General features: G+C 34.5%; 21 protein-coding genes and 1 tRNA gene. 12 read left to right on the plus strand and 10 right to left on the minus strand.

Annotated elements, in window-relative coordinates:
- Positions 1-51: 51 nt before the first annotated feature.
- The 4 genes from QOL71_RS00170 to QOL71_RS00185 all read left to right on the plus strand — a co-directional run bounded on the left by QOL71_RS00170 (position 52) and on the right by QOL71_RS00185 (position 5,364).
- A complete protein-coding gene (locus tag QOL71_RS00170; RefSeq protein ID WP_262484100.1) occupies positions 52-183 on the plus strand; it encodes a hypothetical protein in 132 nt (43 codons plus the stop codon).
- Positions 184-425: 242 nt separating this feature from the next.
- Entirely contained in the window at positions 426-1,640 is a 1,215-nt protein-coding gene (locus QOL71_RS00175) for a hypothetical protein (protein ID WP_089854734.1), read from the plus strand.
- Between the two features lie 171 nt (positions 1,641-1,811).
- Complete coding sequence (locus QOL71_RS00180; protein WP_089854737.1) at positions 1,812-3,035, plus strand: hypothetical protein; 1,224 nt, start codon at positions 1,812-1,814, stop codon at positions 3,033-3,035.
- Positions 3,028-5,364 (plus strand): hypothetical protein, encoded by a 2,337-nt coding sequence (locus tag QOL71_RS00185; protein WP_089854741.1) that lies wholly within the window; start codon positions 3,028-3,030, stop codon positions 5,362-5,364. Before QOL71_RS00180 ends, QOL71_RS00185 begins: the two co-directional genes overlap by 8 nt.
- Positions 5,365-6,055: 691 nt before the next feature.
- On the opposite strand, the gene QOL71_RS00190 is transcribed toward QOL71_RS00185, so the two are convergent.
- From QOL71_RS00190 to crcB, 3 genes are all read right to left on the minus strand, one after another.
- Positions 6,056-7,276: a site-specific integrase gene (locus QOL71_RS00190; protein ID WP_283414996.1), complete on the minus strand. Its 1,221-nt coding sequence runs from the start codon at positions 7,274-7,276 to the stop codon at positions 6,056-6,058.
- A gap of 251 nt (positions 7,277-7,527) precedes the next feature.
- Positions 7,528-7,615, minus strand: a tRNA-Ser gene (locus QOL71_RS00195).
- A 111-nt stretch (positions 7,616-7,726) separates the two neighbouring features.
- Complete coding sequence (gene crcB / locus QOL71_RS00200) at positions 7,727-8,092, minus strand: fluoride efflux transporter CrcB (RefSeq protein ID WP_283414997.1); 366 nt, start codon at positions 8,090-8,092, stop codon at positions 7,727-7,729.
- A gap of 184 nt (positions 8,093-8,276) precedes the next feature.
- Between crcB and QOL71_RS00205 the strand changes: the two genes are divergently transcribed.
- On the plus strand, positions 8,277-9,788 hold the full coding sequence (locus QOL71_RS00205; protein WP_283414998.1) for an acyl-CoA dehydrogenase family protein: 1,512 nt from the start codon (positions 8,277-8,279) through the stop codon (positions 9,786-9,788).
- A 58-nt stretch (positions 9,789-9,846) separates the two neighbouring features.
- Here the strand turns inward: QOL71_RS00205 and QOL71_RS00210 are convergent, their stop codons facing one another.
- A complete protein-coding gene (locus QOL71_RS00210; protein WP_283414999.1) occupies positions 9,847-10,791 on the minus strand; it encodes a beta-1,6-N-acetylglucosaminyltransferase in 945 nt (314 codons plus the stop codon).
- A gap of 344 nt (positions 10,792-11,135) precedes the next feature.
- Here QOL71_RS00210 and QOL71_RS00215 point away from each other — a divergent pair, with 344 nt between their 5' ends.
- The 3 genes from QOL71_RS00215 (at position 11,136) to QOL71_RS00225 (ending at position 12,873) form a co-directional block, all read left to right on the plus strand.
- On the plus strand, positions 11,136-11,558 hold the full coding sequence (locus QOL71_RS00215) for a cold shock domain-containing protein (protein WP_283415000.1): 423 nt from the start codon (positions 11,136-11,138) through the stop codon (positions 11,556-11,558).
- 77 nt (positions 11,559-11,635) lie between these two features.
- Positions 11,636-12,616, plus strand: coding sequence for a catalase family protein (locus QOL71_RS00220; protein WP_283415001.1), 981 nt, complete (start codon positions 11,636-11,638; stop codon positions 12,614-12,616).
- Entirely contained in the window at positions 12,613-12,873 is a 261-nt protein-coding gene (locus QOL71_RS00225) for a SemiSWEET transporter (protein WP_283415002.1), read from the plus strand. Before QOL71_RS00220 ends, QOL71_RS00225 begins: the two co-directional genes overlap by 4 nt.
- Here QOL71_RS00225 and pdeM read toward each other — a convergent pair.
- From pdeM to QOL71_RS00255, 6 genes are all read right to left on the minus strand, one after another.
- A complete protein-coding gene (gene pdeM / locus QOL71_RS00230) occupies positions 12,870-13,514 on the minus strand; it encodes a ligase-associated DNA damage response endonuclease PdeM (protein ID WP_283415003.1) in 645 nt (214 codons plus the stop codon). The genes QOL71_RS00225 and pdeM overlap by 4 nt on opposite strands.
- 101 nt (positions 13,515-13,615) lie before the next feature.
- The gene (locus QOL71_RS00235) at positions 13,616-16,063 is read right to left on the minus strand and encodes a ligase-associated DNA damage response DEXH box helicase (protein WP_283415004.1); all 2,448 of its coding nucleotides are present in this window, start codon (positions 16,061-16,063) and stop codon (positions 13,616-13,618) included.
- Positions 16,064-16,219: 156 nt separating this feature from the next.
- Positions 16,220-17,800: an ATP-dependent DNA ligase gene (locus QOL71_RS00240; RefSeq protein ID WP_283415005.1), complete on the minus strand. Its 1,581-nt coding sequence runs from the start codon at positions 17,798-17,800 to the stop codon at positions 16,220-16,222.
- A gap of 239 nt (positions 17,801-18,039) precedes the next feature.
- Complete coding sequence (locus QOL71_RS00245) at positions 18,040-19,059, minus strand: ligase-associated DNA damage response exonuclease (protein WP_283415006.1); 1,020 nt, start codon at positions 19,057-19,059, stop codon at positions 18,040-18,042.
- Positions 19,060-19,147: 88 nt separating this feature from the next.
- Positions 19,148-19,654: a pyridoxamine 5'-phosphate oxidase family protein gene (locus tag QOL71_RS00250; RefSeq protein WP_283415007.1), complete on the minus strand. Its 507-nt coding sequence runs from the start codon at positions 19,652-19,654 to the stop codon at positions 19,148-19,150.
- Between the two features lie 33 nt (positions 19,655-19,687).
- The gene (locus tag QOL71_RS00255) at positions 19,688-20,548 is read right to left on the minus strand and encodes an SDR family oxidoreductase (protein WP_283415008.1); all 861 of its coding nucleotides are present in this window, start codon (positions 20,546-20,548) and stop codon (positions 19,688-19,690) included.
- Between the two features lie 162 nt (positions 20,549-20,710).
- Here QOL71_RS00255 and ku point away from each other — a divergent pair, with 162 nt between their 5' ends.
- From ku to QOL71_RS00275, 4 genes are all read left to right on the plus strand, one after another.
- Positions 20,711-21,490: a non-homologous end joining protein Ku gene (ku, locus tag QOL71_RS00260; protein WP_120214141.1), complete on the plus strand. Its 780-nt coding sequence runs from the start codon at positions 20,711-20,713 to the stop codon at positions 21,488-21,490.
- An 88-nt stretch (positions 21,491-21,578) separates the two neighbouring features.
- Positions 21,579-22,190 carry a DNA polymerase ligase N-terminal domain-containing protein gene (locus tag QOL71_RS00265; protein WP_283415009.1) on the plus strand — a complete coding sequence of 204 codons (612 nt, stop codon included), beginning with the start codon at positions 21,579-21,581 and terminating at the stop codon, positions 22,188-22,190.
- Between the two features lie 65 nt (positions 22,191-22,255).
- On the plus strand, positions 22,256-24,115 hold the full coding sequence (ligD, locus tag QOL71_RS00270; RefSeq protein WP_283415010.1) for a DNA ligase D: 1,860 nt from the start codon (positions 22,256-22,258) through the stop codon (positions 24,113-24,115).
- A 48-nt stretch (positions 24,116-24,163) separates the two neighbouring features.
- Positions 24,164-24,895: a DNA-binding domain-containing protein gene (locus QOL71_RS00275; protein ID WP_283415011.1), complete on the plus strand. Its 732-nt coding sequence runs from the start codon at positions 24,164-24,166 to the stop codon at positions 24,893-24,895.
- Positions 24,896-25,112: the final 217 nt, after the last annotated feature.

Genomic DNA, 25,112 nt, shown 5'->3' on the forward strand with positions numbered 1-25,112 from the left:
TGATACAATATTAAGGAAATTACAATACCTAACAATTAAATAATATACATTATGGCATTAAAACCAGGACCCAAAAGAAAAGCAACATCTACCGGTCAGCCCGATAAAAGACAGCGTGATAATAAAGAAACCCCAGGCAACACTCCTTCTTTAAAACCGCCAAAGAGACCGAGAGGAAAATAAAAATTTTAATAGCATCGTTTCAAATCCTAACATTGTTGGGATTTTTTTATTAGAAATTGTTAAAAATAATGTTCATATTATAGAAAGTTCCGTAAAAATACGGATATTAAAGTTCGATGCGATTTTTATTTTTGTTACTTACGGAAAACCGTAACAAAATTAAAATACTATTATATAAATTTGGTTGTTAAGTTTTTAGATCCAACTATTAACTATTCAACATCTTTAAAAAACTACAATCCATGGAAACAAAAAAGCGCTCTATTTTAAAACTAGACATTCCAAAATCAGATATTGGAATTTTAATTTCAGATCTTTTCAAATTATTAATTTCAACGGATCAAACTGCAAATCAAATCAAAGAAATCTTGAACGAACAATTTGAACAAGATGAGTTTATTCCAATACCAGGAGCTCAAACACTTGTAAATTCTCAAATTGTTCAAAACAAAAATTATATCAAAAAAGATTTAATTTCAACTCTTGATAATATAACTTTCTATTCGGATAATACTTTCACTATCAATTTTAACAACATTAATGATCAAGAGAACTTTGGAGGTAAGACGACGCTAAACACATATCCAAAATATTCCGCTCAACGTGATTTCTTCGGTAATTTATTCAGCATGGACAAATATGCAAAAAAGCTTATAGATAATGGATTTAAGAAGATTGTAGAAACAAATCTTGAATTATTAAAAGAAGAAAAAATAAAAGATAAAAAATATAGATTAATACATTATAAACCTGACAACAATTATTATTTACGGGCAATAGTTTCTACGGATAATTATTTTGATTACAACAATTCAATTGCAGTTGTAATAGCACTACTAACCCTTTATAAAGAAATTAAATCTTCCGGCGTTGCTTATTCTCTTAAATTGTGTGAATATAATGAATCAAATATCAGAATGTTTTTTGATTCAACAGGCGAAAAAGAACTTGAAGGAATTGGGTATGTGAAAAATATTGTTGAAATTTCAAATGATGAAATTAAAAGAGAAGCTTTACGTTTTTCAGGAGTCTGTACGATTAGTTATGATACCCAAAAGAAAATAAATGAAATTTATATTAAACCAAAAGATATAAAATCTAAAATTTTAACAATAAAACACAATCAGAAACCTCAAAATGGCTTGAAGAGCTTGACTGATTTTGAAAATGTAGATAAAGTCCATAATGAGCTATACGAAGATATAAAAGCGATAAAAAATATTAAGAATACAGAGCAAATAAAATTTCTTGTGCGCAGAAAGATTGATAATGCTAAGAATGAGGATATCAGAAAATTTAAAGCATCTATTATGAATGAATTAACAGCGACTACAACTAAAAATATTATTGATCTTTTAAATCTTTTTAATAATATTCAAATATTAGCGAATGAAGATATAGAAGCTTCAGAATATTTGAGGTACGTGATTTATGAAGCTTTAATAAATAGAAAATAAAAATTCTAAGATATGGTTATTGTACTTAAGAAGTCTATGGAACTCAAATATATAATTTTAATATAAATTGATTATTAATGCTGTTTTATAATATCACTATAATAAAATATTTATTAATTTGCCATTTACTGCACAATAGAATTAATTAATAGTCTTTTAACAAAGCGAATAATGGAAATAATTATAAAAATAAAGAGTAACACAAGACTTAATGATGTAGATAATCTATATCAAACTTTGTACTCTGCAATTAAAAAGAAAAATACTATCAGCTTACAGATACCAAAGAGCTTTTCTAGAAATTTTTTTTCGATTACTTCTAGTTTAATTCAATTTACTGCTACGTGGATTCAAAGTGGATTTGCAAAAAGGCTCTTATTGAATATTGAAAATTACGATCCAGAAACTTTGGAGAGATTATACGAACAAGAATTTATATTTCCCATTATTGCTTTAGTTTGGAACGATGTTACAATAGAAGATTTAAAACAAAATAATCTTAGACCTTACCTTAGACGTTTTCAAAATGATTATATCTTAAAAATGCGAAGAATTGAGGCAATGAAAAAAGGTGAAAAAATGTTACTTGCAAGTTTTGATCATTTTGATAACGCTACTGGTCTTCTTCCATATTTTGAAACATCAAAAGATTTTATTGGAAAGGAAGATGATTTGAAAGATAGTTTAAGAAAACCATTTATGGAAAGCATTCTAAAGTATACAAAAAGTTATTTTCAAAATTCTTTAGATAAGGTTTACGATGATTTTATAGGAATTATATATGAACTTATAAAAAACACTCAAGAATGGGGAAAAGAAGATGTATTTAATGTACCAATCACACCTAACATTAGAGGGTTATTTGTGAAATTTTATAAAAGAGGACGTAAGAAGCTCATTGAGGAATATACTGATGAATCCGCCATTGTTGATTTTTTTAGTAATGAAACAACAATCAAAAGTAATAAATACGATGAGGTTTATTTTATGGAGATTTCTGTTTTTGATGGTGGTTCTGGCTTTGTGAAAAAATTCATAAATGACACTGATGAGATATTAGATGATGTTAGTATAATAAAAAAATGTCTTATAAAAAATCAAACATCATCTGTGGGTATATTTAAAAGAGAAAAAGGAAAAGGCCTTGATCGTATTTTACAAATTCTAGATTCTGGTAATGGTTTTTTACGTATTAAAACTGATAAATATTGTCTCTACAGAAATTTGGTTAAAGAACCTTACAAAGATGTTGAGAATGGAAATTATGAACAGATGGAACTATTTGATTGGAATAGTAATTCCACAACTAATTTTACAACATTGCAATACAGTTCAGGAAGTGTCATAAGTTTACTTTACCCTCTACCTCAAATTTCTGATTATACAAATGAATAATTTTTACATATACGACGTCTTTTATAAAGATGGCAAAAAAAATACATCGACCACAGTTATCTTTTGTCCAGGTAATTTTCTAGATATTGAGCAATTACAATTGGAATTAAAACTTTTTTACACTAATCATTTTCAAACGGATAGAACAGTTTTGATAGGTGGAAAATATATTGACAAATTTGTTGAAAAGATTACTAATGCAAGAAAAGATATATTTAAATATGTTCCGAAAATTGAAGATATAACTTTTTTTGACAATTTACATGTATTATGCTTTGATATAAATGGAAATATCCATGAACAAAGCCATAATGATTTAAAAGAATTTAAAGGATTAAATACATTTAAAAAATATTTTATTAATCAGGGGCTAACCAAAATTTTTGTAGAGAGAGGTGGCTTAGTTGAATCAACAGGAAGCCACCATCATTATATGTTTCCTTCAGGAAGAAAGCATAGTGACAAGTTTCTACGCGTGGCTAATATTCTTCTATACAGTTCTGAAATTTATTTTATTGCATTTAGGCTTTTGCAGTTTTTTAAAACTGAAAACTACAAAGAAATATATTGCGACACATCATCAATTAATTCGGTAGCGATTGCTCTTAACGATCTATTAAACAGATTTAGTTCAGAGCTCAAGATATACCCAATTAATAGCTTTCAATCATATGATGGTTTATATAGCGGAAAAGTTCAGCTTAAAAGCAATTCGTTTATTCTAATTTCTGCGTCAACTTCTGGCAACATATTGGAATATATTATTGAAAAAAATCGAGAATTAAAAAAAGATAATATTGTAACATTATTTTATCTAGACAATACAAAGCCATCCAAGATTGCACTGGAACAAGTAGCTTGTAACTTGACTAAAAATGAGGGCAATCCTAACGGTGTTGAGCGATTTGTTTCATATGAAAGTCAACATAGCTGTGATTTATGCATTAGTGGATCCTATCCGATTGAAATATCTGGTGATGTTTTTCTTTTAGAAAAACCAAAAATAAATGGAGTAAGAATTGATGCAAGTGATATGGATATCCAAACCTCCTCTCACTTCATTAATCAATTTATGTCTTATAAAGGTAATTCCTCAATAATGAAAACCAATTACAAAGAAATAGGAGAAGGTTTTGTGAAAAAGTATGAGGTTTATATAGACTATTCTTACATAATAGATAACATCTCAAGTGACAATCGATTTAAAAAATATAAAGAAAAATTAGATGCATATGTTAATCAATATGTTCCTAGTAATCTAAAATATATTCTTCATTTAAATGATGATGCGTCAAAAAAACTAGCAGAATACGTTAAAGAAAAAATTAAAGCAAACTATTGCTCTAGCTCAATTCCATCATTAATTAGTCAAGATCAATTTTCAAAAATCAGTAAGGCTAATGAAGGAAGTATACTCATTGTAGGATCATGTATAACAAATGGAAAAAATCTTTTATATTTAAGTAGAGCTTTAAGGAACTATAAATTAAGAATTATTTATTTTATAGGAATTATCCGACCAAATAATCAAAAATCTTACAGTTTTTTGAGAACAAATCTTAAATATGGTAGATATGGAGCTGAAAACAGTACTTTTATTGAGGTTGAGAAAATATTTTGTTCTAATAAAAACATAGATAATCCTTGGCAGGAGGAATTAAATTTTTTAAAGAAACACCTTACATTATCTGATGATTTAGAACTCAATACATTTTTAAAAGAAAGAATAAAATCAATTGAAAATTGTTACTCAAATGAAGTAAGGGGAATGCATGATAATCTTTTTTTACCTATTACTAAAGCTGGAAAGGGGAGCAAAAATTTAAAAATAAGAAGAAATTCTGCTTTTTTTAATCGTGAAAATTATGCGGAGCACGTCAGTCAATCTGATGTATATTTTAATATTGCATACGTAATAAATAAATTAAGAAATTCTGAGAATAGTTTGCATACATTAAAACAATCAGCATTTGTAAGAAACCTTATATCACCTGAAAATCTTAATCGATTTAATGACGGAATAATTCAGGCATGCATATTACGAAGCGCTAGTAAAGAGGAACTTAATTATGCTTTTGACGAGGAATTGTCTGGACAACTCAAGGATATCTTGACAACCATTTTTAAATATAAAACTCAAGAACAAGGAGAAGCAATTCTTGAATTTTTATATTCTTTAGCAATAAAAAAGATGACCCTCAAACTACATCATTTATCATATCTCCTCTCTATACTAGAAAATGAAAAAAATTATTTGATAAGATTTTTTTGTAAAATAATTAAAATAGAATATAAATTAATTTCAAATAATATAGATTCATCTAATTAATATAGATTTACTTAAATACTGATATAAAAACAACATAAACAATTTATAAACAATAATATACAGATGTATAGTTTTTGTATGATGTAATGCTTAGATGAATTTATTGCTATATACATACAGAAGAAACCTTTAATTTTATTCCTGAAGTAGTTATTGAGAGCCAGAAAAATAAATAACATTTTTTTCATAACTATTCATAATTCTACAAAAGAAAGCTGTAAAGACTGCTTTTTGGATAATGTTGTCTTAATATGAGAAAAAAATATCTATATATCAGACAAATATTGACTTTTTTGCTTCACTTTTTATATATAAGAATAATTTAAAACTCACTTAACAACTTTGAAATATTGTAAATATCTACTAATAAATGATTTAAGTAGGGTTGCGTTAAGTTCACATAACAGGATTCATATACTAGTTTAATCTTTAATTCAACGTGAGTTCGGGTTAAGGATTTATAAATCGCAAAGCCAAACAAAAAATTGATTATTTGATTTTCAATAATATAGATAGACAAGGGCGTAAAACTTATCAAAGTGAAACAAAAATTTTGTTTTACTTTGATAAACGACGTGGCATTGTTTAACTTAAAATCATTTTAGAGAGTATATTCCTTTGTTTTTCTTTGCGATAAAAACAATTGAGCATTGTAAAATCAATAATTTCCTTATCCCGAATTCAGGTTAATTCACTTAAATTTTTCGATTTTTCTTCGTAAAACCGCCATATCATCACTCACTTTCTTATCTAGAATCTTCGCATAATGCTGAGTCGTTTTTATATTGGTATGTCCCAGCATTTTACTTACACTTTCAATGGGAACACCATTGGACAAAGTAACAGTAGTAGCAAAAGTATGTCTTGCAATATGAAACGTCAAATCTTTATTGATGCCACATACGTTGGCAATTTCTTTGAGATATGAATTCATTTTCTGATTACTGAGAACAGGAAACAGGACATCTGAATTGACACATTGAGGATGGTTCTCATATTTTAAAACCATTTCTCGAGCCATAGGTAATAGCGGAACCCTTGTAGAGGTATCAGTCTTCTGACGATGGGTAAAAATCCATTGATCGCCATCAATCCCGACATTGATGTTGGATTTTGACAATTGCTTTACATCCACATAGGCCAGACCTGTATAGCAGCTGAAAAGAAAAATATCCCGAACTTGATTCAATCGGTCTGACGCAAATTCCTTTTCATAGATCATCTGAATTTCTTCTTTGGTAAGATAAGGACGTTCAACAGCTTTAATCTTTGCTTTGTAGCCCAGAAAAGGGTCTTTGGTGATCCAGCCGTGCGCCATACACAAACGGATGATCTTCTTGAAATTCTTGAGATACTTCACAGCGGTATTGTTTCCACATTTACGGACACTCCGAAGCCAGAAGTCATAATCACTGATAAAACCGTGATCGATTTGCGTGATATCGATATCAGAAACTTTATATTTCCAATTAATGAATTCCTGGGTATGCTTTAAAGATGTTTTATAGCGCTCCAATGTTCCTGGAGCAAAATCCTGACCGACCAAAGCTTCCACTTTGTCATTATGCTCCTGGAATATTGGGATGAGCATTCTTTGCTCAATATCCGTTCCAAGCAGTTTAGATTTTAAACTCTCTGCAGTTACAAAGTTTTCTTTTTTCAGCATCAGGTAGTGGAAATCGTAAACTTTCTGTTCCAAAGTTTTAAGATAAAGATTCAGCGTCTTGGCTTCTTGCGAATTACCTAATGCCTTGTGTGCTTTAACATCCCATTTCTTCGGATCGATATACCTTTTAGCAGCAATGTCTGCTGCCTTGCCGTCTATCGTGATTCTTAAATAGATGGGAGCGGTTCCGTTGGTTCTGATTTTATTCTTTTTGATAAAGAATAACAGGTTGAATGTTTTGTTCATTGTGTGATAACTTTAATGGTTTAATAATTTACTTTTTGTTACCACTTTTTGCAAGATGTACAATCGTTAGACTGCCTATTGGTCGGGTTTTCACTGATTTTTCGTGACCCATTTTTGTAATTTTTTGAATGGGACACGAAATAGGACATATAAATCGTGACCTATTTTGGTTTTTTTTGATACTGCGCTAAAACAAAAAACGCTGTAAACATTGATGTTTACAGCGTTTTAGCTTATTTTGGTTTCTAACCTGGCGGAGAGTGAGGGATTCGAACCCCCGGACCTGTTACAGTCAACAGTTTTCAAGACTGCCGCAATCGACCACTCTGCCAACTCTCCTTACTTGCTACGATTTCTCGTTTTCAGTGGTGCAAATATAGAAAGCTTTTGTATGATGCGCAAATTATATTTGAAAAAAGTTTTTAATTCACTAATTATCAAATGGAAAAATTAATTTCTGACAATCTGAAAACCTGTAAATACCATGGAAACTCCAATAATCAGGCTTAGTAGAGCATACAAAATCAATATGCCGTAATTTCCATTTTGCCAAAGTGAAAAATTCTCAGCAGAAAATGTTGAAAATGTAGTATAACCACCACAAAGGCCTGTAATCAGAAGATATTTTAAAGAATTATCAACTTTCAGAAAATAAGCAGACAGAATTCCGATCAGAAAACATCCCGAAATATTAACTACAAAAGTTCCCATGGGAAAACTATTGATATTCCAAAGTTTGTGGGTATAGTTAGAGATCAAAAAACGCATTATACTCCCAAAACCACCACCAAGAAAAATGTAAACTAAATTTCTCATTATGCTAAATTATAAATAATCATTGATTTCTAAAATAACTCTGGATTATTAATAGTATCTTTGGCACAATATCATACATTGTGAAGCAAACAATCTTAGATGTCTAATGTTTGTTGCCATTTGCTTCACTTTATAATTTTTTATGTTGCACAAATGGCTTGCAGCGGCTTTTATTTAATCTATTATGAATGCACTTGCATTGGACGCTTCGGTAGTTTCATATCCGGAATTTCTCAATCGTTTTAAATCTTCACTTTCGTCCCTTTTTCAAAAAGAAAATATTGATGAATTAAGTCTTTCCAGAGGTTTACCACCCAATGTTTGGAAAGAGATTTTGAATTTAAAACCATTGTCGGTTTCGATCCCGAAAGAATTCGGTGGGAGAGGTGCAAAAGTTAAAGAATGCCTGGGAGTCTTATCGGCTGCGGCTTATGAATCGCTTCCGTTATCACTGACATTCGGGATTAATATCGCTTTGTTTTTAGAACCATTGGCAAAATATGGAAATGAAATTATCAAAGGTGATATTTTCAAACATTTCTTGGATTTTGGAGCAATGGGCGGATTGATGATCACAGAACCGGATTTTGGGAGTGACGCATTGAATATGAAAACCCAAAACGAACTGAAAGACAATACTTACCATATCAAAGGGACTAAACATTGGCAAGGTTTGACAGGTTTAGCCAATTATTGGTTGGTAACTTCCAGAAATATCAATGCTGACGGAAATCTTGCCAGAGATGTTGACTTTTTCGTTGCAGATACGCACAAACCGGAACAAAATATCGAAGTTCTGGAATATTACGACAATCCGGGACTTTATATGATTCCGTACGGATTAAATAAAGTGGATATCAAAGTGCCTGAATATAATAAATTGATCCCTGAAACAACAGGTCTTAAAATGATGTTGGACATTCTTCACAGAAGCAGATTCCAATTCCCTGGAATGGGAATGGGATTTCTCAAAAGAATGATGGATGAAGCGATGAAACACTGTAAAGAAAGAATCGTTGGGACCTGCAATTTATTTTCCTTGGATCAGGTTCAATATCAGATTGCAAAATTACAGTCATTTTTCGCATTATCTTCAGCGATGTGTGCTAAAAGTACAAGTGTAAGTGGTATTGATAAAGATGTTTCTGCAAGTGGTGTTCACGCCAACAGTATGAAAGCTTTTGTAACTGATATGATGCAGGAAGCAGCTCAGATGTTGGTTCAATTATCTGGTGCAAAAGGTTACAGAACCAGTCATATTGGCGGAAGAGGAATAATGGACAGCCGTCCGTTCCAGATTTTCGAAGGTTCTAATGAAATGCTTTATACGCAGATCTCTGAGGGAATTTTAAAAGATATGAAGAAGAAAAAGACGGATAACCTTGGAGAGTATCTTTCTATTAACGAGATTACAAAAGAAGCTGCAAAATTATATGCTAAAGAGCTGAACGTAACGACTAATGGGCCATTATCACAAAGAAAAATGATCGATCTTGGGAAAATTATCTCCAGAGTTGTTACTGTTAATGATTTAATTGAACTGAATGAGGCTGGATTTAATCAGGAATTGACAGACAATTCTATCGAGATTGTAAGACAGGAGATTGTAACGCTTTTTGCATCATTCCAACATCATAAGGCAATTAGTGCTTTGGATGATATAAGTGATAAAAGCGATTGGATGACGTTTTTCTAATCAATCAATTAAGATAGATGAAAAAGACCTTTAAAAATCAATTAAAGGTCTTTTTTATTTAATTATTTTGACGATCATTAATCCTTAATTCCCGCTCTATCTCATCAATGTCAGGTAATTTGGTATTATAGTTTTCTTCGATATATTGCAAAACGGACTTATCAGTTTTACCATCTATTTTCCTGATGAAAAGGTGGTTATTAGATCTTAAATAATTAATGATTGCATCCGGATTAATCTTATTTAGTAAAGATTTTTCCAATACAGCTCTTTTGTCATCATTTACAATCACATCGTGAAAATCCGTATTCATAAGAACGGTCTGGAAAAACGATTCTCCGGGCAAATAGGTGTTAATATAGAATTCTTCGAAAAGCATCACCTTTTTATTGTTATTAAGAAAAGCACAGGTGTCTCTTGTGAAAAGAAACCACTTACCACCTATAAAAGGGATAACGTTTTTCATAAATTCTCTTTTGTAAATGAACGAGGAGATTTTATAAGCCATTTCTGTAAAATGGTTTTGTATTCTTTGGAGTGTGTCGGGTCTGTAAAACTTTTGGTCATAATAAAAAAGATAGTTTTTACCATTGTTTTCAGATAAAAATTTGCGGATAATATTTTGAGATTTCAAAGGAAAGTCATCGCAGCTTAGATTAATAAAATAATCCCAATCCGGACTTGCATTCAGGAGAAATTCCATTGCGTTAAGTTCTGCTTGGACAATGCTAAAACCGCCTGAAGTTATGTTCATACTTTCTAGTAGAAAGGCATTTGGAAACTGTATTAAAAATAGTTGAATCGCCTCAGTTATCTCTGGCTTAGCTTTTCTGTCAATATGAATGAGGTAGAACTGATCTCTTGTGTATATTTTTTTGAATAGTATGATAAATTTCTCAGTTTCGTTATGAACCATTATGAAATATGCAATCCTTAATGCCTTATCATTTTGATTTTGAGAAGTTTGGGGTTGAGGTTGTGTTGAAGAGAAATAATTCTGCATTTTATATGGATTTCAAATTATCCACACTTGCAAATAACTTATTTATTTAAATTTACAAATATATTTTTGATAATCAGTGAATTAAAAAATAATATTTTCTGCATATTTTATTGTATCTTTGTATTATAATTTATAATGGGTTTCTGTATTGCTAATCAGTAATATATATTTCTTTTAATTCTTGTGTATTTTATGCCTAGAAGGCGCAACAAAATTTCCTCGGATAATAAAGACAATTACCTTTTAATCTTATACCAGTCGATTTAAAATTCATTTCTACGAAGATTTTAGAATTTCAATTGATTCATTTTCACTACATTAATTTAAAATAATAGCAATAATTTATGGCAGATTCTTTCTCAAAAAAAGAAAACTTCAAGAAAAAACAACAAAAACAAAAAGAAAAAGCACTTCGTCGTGAAGAACGTAAAACCAACAACGACAAAGGAAAAGACATCGAGTTTATGTATGTTGATGCATACGGAAGATTAACATCTACACCGCCTGAGGAAAGGGTGGAGGTTGATTTGGATAACATTCAGTTAGGAGCAGCGCCAGTGGAAGCAGAAGAAACTGTGAAAACAGGAATCGTAACTTTCTTAAGTGAGAAGGGTTATGGATTCATTACGGAGAGTAAAACTAACGAGAATATCTTTTTCCATAGTAACAACTGTGCAGTGCCGGTAAAAAAAGGAAACAAAGTAGCTTTCGAAAAAGAAAGATCACCAAAAGGTTTTTCGGCAGTCAATATCGAACTAGTCAAATAACTTTTTGATTTAAAATATTTATAATAAGCTCCAGCTGGAGCTTATTTTTTTGGCTTCATTTTAGTTTGGGAAATGTTATGGCCTTCAAAATAAAATATAATCCTGACTTAGATTCCTTGACATCTAAAGAGCTTAAACTTCTGGAAAAAGCTTGTGAAGCTGTTAGAAACTTCGTTTCCAAATCGGACAAAATCAATCAGACTAACTATAAAACCAGAGACGCTCACGTTACGACTTATTTAACTTTAAAAGGAACTTTTGTTGCCAATCAAACTTTTGAGGAGCATCATATTTTTTCAAGACAGGAATTAGAGTGCTTGATTAGAATTTCCAATGCACATATGAAATTAGTTTCTAAGAAAAGAGCGATTCCGGCTTATGGTTTTTCGGTTAAAATTTCTGATGACAATCAAACTATTGCCAACTTTCCGTTGGTGAATTTTCCACTATTTCCGATTAATAATGTCTCGCAATTTCTGAAAATTTTCATTGCGATTAACCGGTTTTTCTCAGGAAATGTCTTACAAAAATTCTGGAATTTAATAAAAGTAGCCAGGAATTTTATCTTGATTTCTCCGGCTTTTTTTCACCGTTCTTTTATGGTTGAGGTTTTTAAATTCCTGAAAAATCGAAACAATTTTATTCTGTCATTTGATTACCATTCCATTGGCGTTTACAGATTGGGAAATCATTTGGTTAAATTAAAATTGGTTCCGAAAAATGTGCCTAACAAAGTTGATGAAAATCGAATAGATTATTCAATTCAAAATTATTTAAAAGAGAATGACTACGAATTAGAATTAATGGCTCAATATTGTTACGATTTAAAAAAACAACCTGTCAATCAGTTGAATACAATATGGAAGAATTCTGAATTTGCATCAATTGGAACAATTAGAATCACAGAATTGATTGACAAAAATAATCAATGGGTTGAGAATTTATCCTTCAATCCTTTTGAAAACATTGAGGAATTACAGCCCGTTGGAAGGATTCAGAAATTACGGGATGAAGCTTATAAAACGTCTTTTGCAACAAGAAAAAATAATAATTTATGAATACAGAATTATTGGGTTTAATTGCCGGAGGAATCACATCTATCGCAATGATGCCACAACTCATCAAAGTTATTAAAGAGAAAAACGCTGAAGATATCTCTGTAGTGATGCTTTTGGTGTTGATTACAGGATTGTCGCTTTGGGTTTGGTACGGTATTTTACAGGAGGAATTGCCAATAATTTTATCAAATGGTTTCTCTGTTTTAGTTAATCTAATCTTATTGGTTTGCTGTATTATTTTCAAAAAGAGAAACTAAATCTCATAGATCTCCGCATCCGTAAAAACATAGAATCTTCCTTTTTTAGGGAGATTTTTTGTATCCAGACCTGTAAATTCACTAAAAGCAGGAAGCAATAATTGATTATCTGTGACTACAAAACAGGGAAGTTTAATATTTTTCACAGAAGAATTAATGACAAACCCGGGATGAATATGACCCGTGATCTGAAATTTCGGCTGTTTTTTGTCAAAATCATGCACAAACTTAAAATCATCGATTTCGAGAATCTCGTCCCTGAAATTCAGACATAATTTTGATTCAAGTTTTTTGGAAATTTTATCATGATTGCCTTCTATCAGATGAAATTCAAGATCTGAAAACTGGTTTTTCCATTCGCAGAATTTATCGACATCCGAATTATCTCCTGCGTGAAGCAGATCGCCGACAACGATAAATTTTTCGGGCTGAAAATATTCAATCAAAACAGATAATCTTTGCAGATCATTTTCAAAGATCTGGTCAGAAAGTGCGATGCCGTTTTTACGAAAGTGAGCCGTTTTCCCGATATGCAGGTCGGATAAAATTAATGCTTTTTCTTTTTTCCAAAATAATGCACGCTGATTTGTTAAGGTGAAAATTTCGTTCTGAATGGTTATATTTTTTGTTACTATTTTCATTTTTTTTATTAAAAAGGCTTCGACAAGCTCAGCCTGACAATACTGATAAAAAGAATTTAGTATTAGAGATGTCACACGGAGCTTGTCGAAGTGTTTCAAATTCACTTAAGTTTCCTCGCCTGCTGAATCAGCTTCTGGATTCTCGCATCCAATCCTTCACTGGAAAGCGTTTGTCTCAAACTGTCAACTTTGATCGGGAAACTTAATGGTGTAAAAGTATTGGCAAATTTCAGAATTATTTTTGATTTTTCGATTCGTTTAAAAGCTTCAACCAGCCTTTGTTCCTGCAATTGCGCATTGAAAACTTCTGTATAAGCCTGTCTTACAAGAAAATGGTTCGGATCATAATCCTCAAGAACTTTAAAAATCAGACCGGCAGAACTTTGTAAAGATTTGTTGGAACGTTGTTTTCCTGCGTAATTCTGAATCACCATTCCGGAAATTACCGCAATATCACGGAATTTTCGTCGTGCCATTTCCGCAGAATTAATGCTTGAAATGACATCGGTCATCAGATTTTCCCGGGTTAAAATTTTATGCAGATTTTCTTCATTTAGCGGAATTTCTTTATCACTGAATAATTCAAAACCATAATCATTCATCGCCATCGAAAAAGAGATCGGGGCCAGCTTTGAAATCCTGTAAGCAATAAGCGCAGACATCACTTCGTGAACCAACCGCCCTTCAAAAGGATACATGAATAAATGGTAACCCTCGCGGTTTTTGATGAGTTCCACCAAAAATTCATCATCTTTTGGGATATGAGAACGTTCTTCCTGATTGATTAATAAAGGATGCAGGAATTTCAGTTCTTTTTCTGAAGCTTTCGGATTCAGCGCACCAGATAATTTCTGCCTTAAAAACTGACCTAAATTCGAGCTTAAAGGCAGTCTTCCGCCTAAATAACTTGGTGCAAATGCCTTTCCTTTGGCAGCGCGTACGTAAACCGTCATATCTTTGATCATTGCAACTTCAAGCACTCTTCCCGCCAAAATAAATTTTTCGTCTTTTTTGAGTTTTGAAATAAAATATTCCTCCACCATTCCGATATAGCCCCCGGAAATAAATTTCACTTTCAGCATGGCATCACTTACAATGACTCCCATATTCATACGGTGAAGCATGGCAATTTTCCTCGAGGTAACTTTGTATAAACCATCTTCCGTCACCACAACTTTATGAAACTCTTCGTAACTCTTTAAAACGCTTCCGCCAATGGTAAGAAAATCGAGAATGCTTTTCCATTCTTCGTCTGTCATTTCCTGAAATGCATATACTTTTTTGATCCTCTCATGCAGTTCATCGGGATAAAATCCGTCGCCAACCGCCAAAGTCATTAAAAACTGAACCAGAACATCGAAACACAAAACCTGTGGATCTCGCGGTTCGATCACTTTCTGTTTTACGGCTTCCTTTAAAGCCGCAACTTCGATTAATTCCAATGAATGGGTCGGAACACAATAGATTTTTGAAGTTTCAAAAGGGGAGTGGCCGCTTCTTCCGGCACGTTGCAAAAATCGGGCGACACCTTTCGCAGAACCGACTTGAATGACCGTATCAACAGGTTTAAAATCGATTCCTAAATCCAAAGACGAAGTAGAAACCACAGCTTTTAATTTCCCTGAACTTAAATTTTCTTCAATCCAGATCCGTAAATGAGCATCAATCGAGCTATGGTGAATGGCAATTTGTCCGGCAAAATCAGGATAAGCATTCAACAACAACTGATACCACATTTCGCTTTGACTTCGCGTATTTGTAAAGACAATCGTCGATTTTGACTCCAAAATGATGGGAACAACTTTGTCGGCTAATTTTTGTCCAAGATGTCCAGCCCAGGGTAAAATTTCAACTTCATCAGGAAAAACGGGAAGAATATCGATCTTTTTCTGTTCTTTCGCTGTAATTTTTGTTTTTTTGATGTCGTAAGGAATGAGAACCTCCATAGCTTCATCGAGATTTCCAATGGTTGCCGTAATTCCCCAGATTTTTATTTTCGGAACATATTTCGTAAGCTGGGAAATTCCCAGTTCTACCATTACACCGCGTTTTGAACCCAATAACTCATGCCATTCGTCCACAACAACGGTTTTCATTTCTTTAAAAAAACGTTCATTATTTTTCTGCCCGAGAAGCAAATGTAAACTTTCGGGAGTTACCACCAGAATTTCCGGCATATTTTTGACCTGCTGCTGACGGACTTTTGGATCTGTATCACCATTTCGTACACCCACTGTCCAATCCAGACCGATTTCGTCAATCGCTTCCTGCATTGCTTTGGCAATATCTTTTGATAATGAACGGAGTGGCGTGATCCAGATCATTTTCAATCCTTTTTTATATTTCTCGGGATGATTAAAAAAATTCGTTAATAAGGCTAAAAAAACGGAAAATGTTTTTCCGAAACCCGTAGGCGCAACAACCATTCCGCTGTATCCGTTTTCAAATTTCTGCCATGTCTCAATCTGAAATTTGAATGGGGAAATACCTTTATCAGCCATCCATTGCTGAATGATTTTATAGCCGTCGGTATTTTCGAATGTTGTCAAAATTATTTATTTTTTTGAACCACAAAGTCACAAAAGATTTTAGTGGTTGCTTAAGTTATTCAAAAGTTCAAAAAAGTTGTATGTATAATCTTTTATGGACTTTAATTTTAAATCAATAAGTCTTTGAAAAACTTTTGTGACTTTTGTGGTTAAATTTTACTGTATCAATTTTTTTATCTCTTCCAAATCATCAATTTCATCCACTGTTTTATCTTTTCGCCATCTCAGAATTCTCGGGAAACGCAGCGCAACACCGCTTTTATGACGGTTGCTGAAACCTATTCCTTCAAAAGCAATTTCGAAAACCAACTCAGGTTTTACCGTACGAACCGGCCCGAATTTTTCAATTGCATTTTTATTCACGAACTTGCTGACTTCCATGATTTCCTTATCTGTCAAACCGGAATACGCTTTGGCAATCGTGACCAATTTATCTTCATTCTTCACGGCAAAAGTATAATCGGTATAATAAGCGCTTCGTCGTCCGCTTCCTTTTTGGGCGTAAATCAAAACGGCATCAATGGTTAACGGATTGATTTTCCATTTCCACCAGTCGCCTTTTTTTCGTCCCGAATGATAATGTGAATTTTTCTGTTTCAGCATCAGACCTTCACTGTTAATTTCCCTGGAATTTTCCCTGATTTGGTCTAATTCGTTCCAGTTTTCAAAATCAATGACTTGAGAAATTTTTATATTCTCAGGATTTTCATTTAATAACAATTCTTCCAGCATGGCACGTCGTCCGGCAATCGGTTTTTCTCTCAGATCATTATCTTCCAATTCCAATAGATCATAAGCAAAAACCTGGATCGGAATTTCAGAAAGCATTTTCTTCGTTAAAGTTTTTCGATTAAGACGCTTTTGTAATTCATTAAAATTTAAAACTTTACCATCTTTTACAGCCAGAATTTCTCCGTCAATGACAAAATCACCATTCATATGCTGAACGACATCTTTGATTTCTGGAAATTGTTCGGTGATCAGTTCTTCACCTCTCGACCAGATAAAAACTTCATCATTCCTTTTAATGATCTGTCCGCGGATTCCGTCCCATTTGTATTCAATCAGCCATTCATCGGGCGTTCCGAGTTCTTCTAAATCTTTTTCCAAAGGATAAGCCAGACAGAAAGGATAAGGTTTTGAATTGTCCGGATTCACATTTTCTGCTGAAATTAATTTCTGGAAAGAAACTTCATTCGGCAGCCATTTTCCCATTAAACTGTGCATCAATGCACTGGATTCCTGTTCGGAAAATTTAGTTAAAGCATTGATCAATGTTTTATCCGAAACCCCGATTCTGAAACTTCCGCCTAATAATTTATTGAAAATCAATCGTTCCGTATAATCCAAACCATTCCAGGAATTCAGGACAAATTCCTTTTTTTCGATGTCTGTTTTATTTTTTAAACCGATAATGTCATTCATCCATTCAGATAAAGAACGTTCGATTTTTTCGGTTGGCGGAGGAAGAATTAATGACAAAGTTTCACCCAGATCTCCAACAGAAGAATAACTCTCCTGAAACAGCCAGAAAGGTAATTGAGTAATTTCCAACGCCCATTCTTTCATATAATTTGTGTTCACATTCCGTTTCGGTCGTTTTCCCGTAAACAAGGCGATGAACCACACTTTATCTTCATCAGGTGCGCGTTCCAGGTAATCGATGATGGCATCGATTTTAGCGTTGGTTTTATTGGTGCTTTCGAGAGCGTTGATGAGTTCTGCGAAATGTTTCATTTTTTTAATATTTTGGGCAGCTATTTCCGCCTTCCGTTCCCAATCTTTTTTTGCAGCACATTTTCAGAGTAAATTGAAATTTTAGTCTAGCAAAAAAAGGATTTCCACTCAAGTCGGGCTGCGAGAGATTCGCTGCTTTATATTCTGTGATTAACAGGTCGCTCCTACGGAGCTCCGCTTTACCATTTATTCTTTTTGCTATTAACAGTAAGTCCCTACGGAACTTTTCAAGCATTGATTTAATCTTTGATAAATTCTTTTTCTTTCTCCTCTTCGTCATCGTCTCCATATAATGTCTCAATGACATCAGATTTGATTCCGATTTCGTTTAAATATTTAGAAAAAACTTCGGTTTGTCCGTGTGTGACGTGAACAATTTCGGCTTCGGTCGCTTTTATGGCTTGTAACAGACCTTTCCAATCGGCGTGATCGCTCATTGCAAAACCTGCATCCGCACTTCGCCATCTTCTGGCACCGCGAACCTGCATCCAGCCTGAACAAATCGCTGTCGCAGCGTCAGGAATTTTTTTAATGACATTTGAATCTAATAAAGCGGGCGGCACGATGACAATATCCCCCGCAATGTGTTTTATACTTTCCCGAAAATCAGGAATTTCATATTCAGGAAGAACAATTCCAACTTCTTCAAAAGCCTGATTAAGCTTGCCGATGGAGTAATGAACGTGGATCTTTCCCAAGCCTTCAACAGCTTTCATAATTCGTTGTGCCTTCCCCAAAGAATAACCGATAAAAACAGATGTTTTCTGATTTTCCTGATTTCTGAGAACCCAGCTTTGCAGTTTTTTATTTAGATCATTAACTTCCAGCCAGTTGTAGATAGGAAGTCCGAAAGTGCTCTCCGTGACAAATTCATTGCATTTTACAAGCTCAAAAGGCGTACTTAAACCGTCGTCCTGAACTTTATAGTCTCCCGAAACGACACTTACATAACCTTTATATTCTAACCTGATCTGTGCAGAGCCGATAATATGACCAGCAGGATGAAGCGAGACTTTTACGCCATTGATATTAATGATCTCACCATATTCCACACTTTGACATTCGATATCTTCACTGATTCTTTTATGTAAAATCGGTTTGGTAAAATGATGACAAAGGTATTTTTTCATTCCCCAACGTGCGTGATCGGCGTGACCGTGCGTAATGACCGCCAAATCGACGGGTCGCCACGGATCGATATAGAATTTTCCTTGAGGACAATAAATTCCTTTGTTCGTGAATGTAATGAGTTTCGCCATTTGTAGTTTGATAAGGAATGGAAAATAAAAGTCACAAAGTTCATTAAATATGATTTTCTTTGTGACTTAATTTCCATTTTAAAATTAATTAAATTTTAGCAGTTCCTTCCACGCCATCAGAATTATCAGTTTTGTTTCCGGTAATTGCTGCTGCTGCAAAAGTTAATAGGCTTACCAATTTTCCCGCCTTCGTGTCCCAATAATAAGTATCTTTTGGTTCCACTCTTATGATTGAAACATTCGGATCATCTTTGCCATCGAACCAGGCATTTGCCATTGGCGACCATTTTTCTTCGATTGTCGCTTTGTCTTTATAGATGAAAGCATTTCCGTACACTGAAAGATATTCGGAGTCGCTGTTATTCATAAAATAAAGCTGTACACGGTTGTCTTCCTTGATTTCAAAATTTTTATTGCTGGTTTCGCTGCTGATAAACCAGAGATTTCCGTTCTCGTCGGTTTCCTGGATGCTCATTGGTCTGGCATTGACAGGAAGTCTGTCCAGTTCCGTACAAAACATACAGATCCTGGCTTTTTCCGAGAGTTCTTTGATTTTCTTAATAGCTTCCTGGTTGGTAAGATTTTCTGTTGACATAATATTTTGTTTTGATGTTATAATTAATTGTGATTATCCGTTAACAATTTCCCCGCCATTTGGGTGTAAAACCTGTCCCGAAATGAAACTGGAGTCGTCACTGGCCAGAAAAAGGAAGCTTGGTGCGACTTCATTCGGCATCCCTGCACGTTTCATTGGCGAATCACTTCCAAACTCTGAGTTTTTTTCTTTATCAAATGATGATGCAATCAAAGGTGTCCAGATTGGACCGGGCGCAACGGCATTTACACGGATTCCTTTATCAATGAGATTGGCAGAAAGGCTTCTGGTAAAGGCAACGATAGCACCTTTTGTCGAAGCGTAATCAATGAGCTGAGGACTTCCCCTGTAAGCCGTGACGGATGTTGTGTTGATGATACTGGCACCTTTTTCCAGATAAGGCATCGCATATTTTGTAGTCCAGAAATAGGAGAAAAAATTATTCTGAAATGTTTTTGTCAGTTGGTCAGTAGTGATATCTTCAATCGATTCCGATTCCCAGTGCAATGCAGCATTATTGACCAAAATATCGATTTTTTGGTGTGCTTTTATGGTTTCTTTAATGACCTTTTTGCAGTGATTTTCATTGCCTAAATCACCTTTGATCAAAGTACATTTTTTGCCATAAGCTTCCACTTCTTTTTTAGTAGTTTCAGCATCTTGAGTCGCGCTGAGATAAGCAATCGCAATGTCCGCACCTTCTTTTGCAAATAGTAAAGCCACCGCTTTCCCGATTCCGCTGTCGCCTCCGGTGATTAAGGCTACTTTACCATTCAGTTTACCTTTTGGATAATCAATCGGGCTGGTTTCTGGAACCGGAGTCATTTCTTTTTCCAGACCGGGTCGGCTTTGTTCCTGCTTTGGTCTGATTTTCTTTTTAGTTTCTTTTTCCATTTTACTTTTATTTTTTTAAGCAGTTACAAATAATGTGCTATTTCTAAATTGTATTAGAAATAATTAATCTTAAATATTTTGCCTAATTGATGTCAATGGAATGTTTCTTGTAAAAATCAAATAATAAAATTTCATTATTAATATCAAATCAAAATTCTAATTATGAGAGCAATTTGGAATGGTGCAATTGGTTTTGGGTTGGTTAATATTCCCATCAAATTGTATTCGGCGACAGATTCGAGCACTTTAGATCTGGATATGCTGGACAGTAAAGATCTTAGCAATATCAGATTCAAACGTGTTAACGAAAGTACCGGAAAAGAAGTGGTTTGGGAAGATATTGTGAAAGGTTATAAAATAGAGGATAAATATATCGTTCTGGATGATAAGGATTTTGAAGCGGCAAGCCCGGAAAAATCTAAGGTTCTCAGTATTTCTCAGTTTGTCAAGGAAGCGGAGATCGATCCTGCTTTGTTCGAGACGCCTTATTTTCTGGAGCCACAGAAAAATGGTGAAGCTGCTTATAAATTATTATTAAAAGCTTTAACCAAAACCAAAATGGCGGGAATCGGTTCATTTGTCCTGAGAGAACGCGAAATTCTTTGCCTGATCCGGCCATATGAAGATAAAATTTTAATGGTTAACAGGATGCGTTACCCCGAAGAGATGCGCGACTTTGAAGACTTAAAAATTCCGTCCGGAAGCGCACCCAAACCTGCCGAGCTGAAAATGGCGGAACAGCTCATAAAATCCCTTGCAACGGAATTTGACCCATCAAAATATAAAGACACTTATAATGCAGACCTTTTAAAAATCATTAAACAAAAAGCAAAAGGCAAAAAAATCAAATTGACCGAAATTAAAGAACCCGAAGGCAAAGCAACCGATCTGATGGCAATGCTGAAAGCTAGCCTGGAAAAAGGAAAGAAAAAAGTGGGGTGATTTAGGTTATAGATTAAAGGTTTAGAATGTGGGTTCGGAGTAGTATTTTTCAATTATAAAGTATCATTCATCATTTATTATTACTGTTATGGCACTAGAGGATTATAATAAAAAAAGGAACTTCAAGGAAACAGCGGAACCGGAAGGTAAGGCTAAGGTCAGCGGGAAAAAATTAAAATTCGTAATTCAGAGACACGCTGCCACAAGGCTTCATTACGATTTCCGTTTGGAAATGGAAGGTGTTCTGAAAAGCTGGGCTGTTCCCAAAGGACCTTCTCTCAATCCTGCGGATAAACGGCTGGCGATGATGGTTGAAGATCACCCGTATTCTTACAGGACGTTTGAGGGCTCTATCCCGAAAGGTAATTATGGTGCTGGCGAAGTAGAAATTTGGGACGAAGGAACATATGAACCCATTGAAAAGGTGGAAGGCAAAAGTGACGATCTGGTAATGCGGGCTGAACTGCATAAACAGTCATTGAAATTCATTCTTCACGGTAAAAAGCTGAAAGGTGAATTTGCATTAGTGAAAATCAAAAGTTCTAAGGATGAAAACGCCTGGCTGCTTATCAAACATAAAGATAAATATGCCGTTGATGAAGACTACAACGCTGAAGAACACACGTTGAAAACCTCCAAAGTCACCGCTTATCTCGAAGAGAAAGAAGGTAAAAAAAAAATGACTCGTCCGAAGGTATAAAGCACTTTAAAAATTATGCTCCGGCACTTTCAGGCGCCAAAAAGTTATCGGAATTCATCAAACCTATGCTTTGCAAAGTTTCCGATAAAGCCTTTGATGACAAGGAATGGGCATTCGAAATCAAATGGGACGGTTATCGCGCGATTGCTGATTTGAGCAATGACGACATACGATTGTATTCCCGGAACGGTATCGATTTTTCCCAGAAATTTAAAAAAGTTACTAATTCGCTGAAGTTACAGGAACACAATATGGTCCTTGACGGTGAGATTGTTGCTTACGATGACAAAGGAAAACCTAACTTCCAATGGCTGCAGCAGATTGGTGATAATCCAAACCTGGCACTGACATTCCAGGTGTTTGACTTGCTTTGGCTCAACGGACATTCGACCGAAAATCTATCTTATCTTCAACGGAAAGAATTATTAAAAGATGCTCTAATCGAGAATGAAATCATTAAATATAGTGACCACATCCTGGAAAACGGGAAAGAGTTTTTCCAGGCTGCAAAAGATTTGGGGCTGGAAGGAATTGTAGCCAAAAAAACCGAAAGCCTTTACAAAGAAGATGTCCGAAGCTCGGAATGGCTGAAAATTAAAATCCATAAGAGTGATGAAGCGATTATCTGTGGATTTACAGCGCCAAAAGGCTCAAGGAAAAAGTTCGGAGCCTTGATTCTGGGTAAATATCTAAATGGCGAAATGGTATTTTGTGGTCATACAGGCGGCGGTTTTAACGACAAATCCCTTTCCGAGGTTTATGATAAAATGCAGCCATTGATTACCGGTAAATCAGTTTTCAAAATCACACCAAAAACCAATACCAAAGCAACTTGGATAGAACCTGAACTGGTTGCTGAAATCAAATTTACGGAACTGACAAAAGACCTGATTTACAGGCACCCGATTTTCCTCAGACTCCGGGATGGTATAGAGCCTGATGATGTGACATTCAATCCAGAAAAACCTTCAAAAAAAGAACTCGTGAAAAAAGCAGAACCTAAGAAAAGAACAGGAAAAGACGATGTCGAGAAAAAAATCGGAAAGCAAAAACTGAAACTTACCAATCAAAACAAAATCTATTTTCCCGATGATGACGTGACGAAAGGTGATGTGATTGATTATTATCAAAGCATTTCGAAATATATCTTACCACATCTGAAAAACCGCCCACAATCTATGAACCGTTATCCGAACGGTATCAAAGGAATGAGCTTTTACCAGAAAGATGCTGCTGAGGAAACGCCAGAGTGGATAGAAACGCAGAAGGTCTTCTCGGAAAGTACCGATAAATATATCAATTACATCATCTGCAATGATAAGGAAACAATGGCCTATCTGAACAATCTCGGTTGCATCGAGCTAAATGTCTGGACCAGTAAAATCCAAAAAGCGGATAATCCCGATTATCTTGTTCTGGACCTGGACCCATCCGAAAAGAATACCTTCGAAGATGTGATAGAAACCGCTCAGGCTGTGAAGGAAGTTTTGGATTTGGCAGGAATCAATGGTTATCCCAAAACTTCCGGCAGTTCGGGCATACACGTTTATATCCCAATGGGCGCAAAATATTCTTATGAGCAGGTGAAAGATTTCGGACACTTGCTAATGCAGATGGTTCAGCAGAAGTTACCCGATTTGACAACGCTTGAACGCAGCCTTCAGAAAAGGGATAAGAATAAAATCTATCTCGACTATCTACAAAACAGAAGAGGACAGACTCTTGCAAGCGTTTACAGTCTTAGGCCGAAAAAAGGTGCACCTGTCTCAATGCCGTTGGAATGGGACGAGGTCAAAAAAGGACTTAAGCCGACCGACTTCAACATTCATAATTCATTAGACCGGCTGAAAGAAAAAGGTGACATCTTCAAACCGATTTTAGGAAAAGGAATTGATATGCTGAAGACAATTAAAAAACTGGAGTAGTAGTTCTTAAAATAATTGTATATTAGGGATAACATAAATGATTAAATTATGCCCCTTCTACATACAATTAATGCTCATCTTTATGAGAATCTTTTAACAAAAAATGATTCTGCCGATTATCTGGCGCGTACCATCAGTGAGGAGTCGCTCAATATCAAACAGATCTGTGAGGCTGCTGTCAATAGGGGTGGAGCGGACATGTCGGCACCGTCTATGGAGTATGCTGTAACGCTTTTTCTGAAAGAGATGGCTTACCAGCTTTGCGATGGTTTTACCGTTAATACCGGCTATTTTACGGCAGGCACTAAGATCAAGGGTGTTTTTAATAGCCTGTCCGAGACTTTTGACCAGAATAAGCATAAGATTCTTTTCCAGTTCAATCAGGGTGAGAGAATGAGAGCAATGATTCCCGATATCCAGGTTAATATTCTTGGTGCAGCCAGCAGAGGTTCTGTCATCTATCAGGTGACAGATATGAAGAGTGGCTCCATTAATAATAAGATCTCACCTGGTAGAAATCTGAACATCAAAGGCGCAAAAATAAAAATAGCTGGAGATAGCCCCGAAAACGGAATCTTCTTTGTCAATAGTGTAACTAATAACAGGACAATAGTTCCTGCAGATGATATAATAGTGAACAAAGCATCAGAATTGATCATCATTATTCCTGAATTAGAGACCGGTAGCTATTATTTGGAGGTTACAAGTCAATATTCCGGGAGTAACTTGTTGAAAGCTTCCAGAACCGCAGGATATGATAAGGTGTTGAGTGTGGAGTAGGCTTTATTTCATGAATGATAACTCTTATCGAAGCATAAGTTCTACTCTTATCGAGGCATAAGTTTTACTCTTATCGAGGCATAAGTCATGCTCTTATCGAGGCATAAGTCTTACTCTTATCGAAGCATAAGTCTTACTCTTAACAAAGCATAAGGTTGATTTTACCATATCTTAATAGTGTTGATTAGCTGAATATAATTAATAAGTAAACTGCTTA

The sequence above is a fragment of the Epilithonimonas pallida genome (assembly GCF_900182975.1).
In the GTDB taxonomy this organism is placed as follows: Bacteria; Bacteroidota; Bacteroidia; order Flavobacteriales; family Weeksellaceae; genus Epilithonimonas; species Epilithonimonas pallida.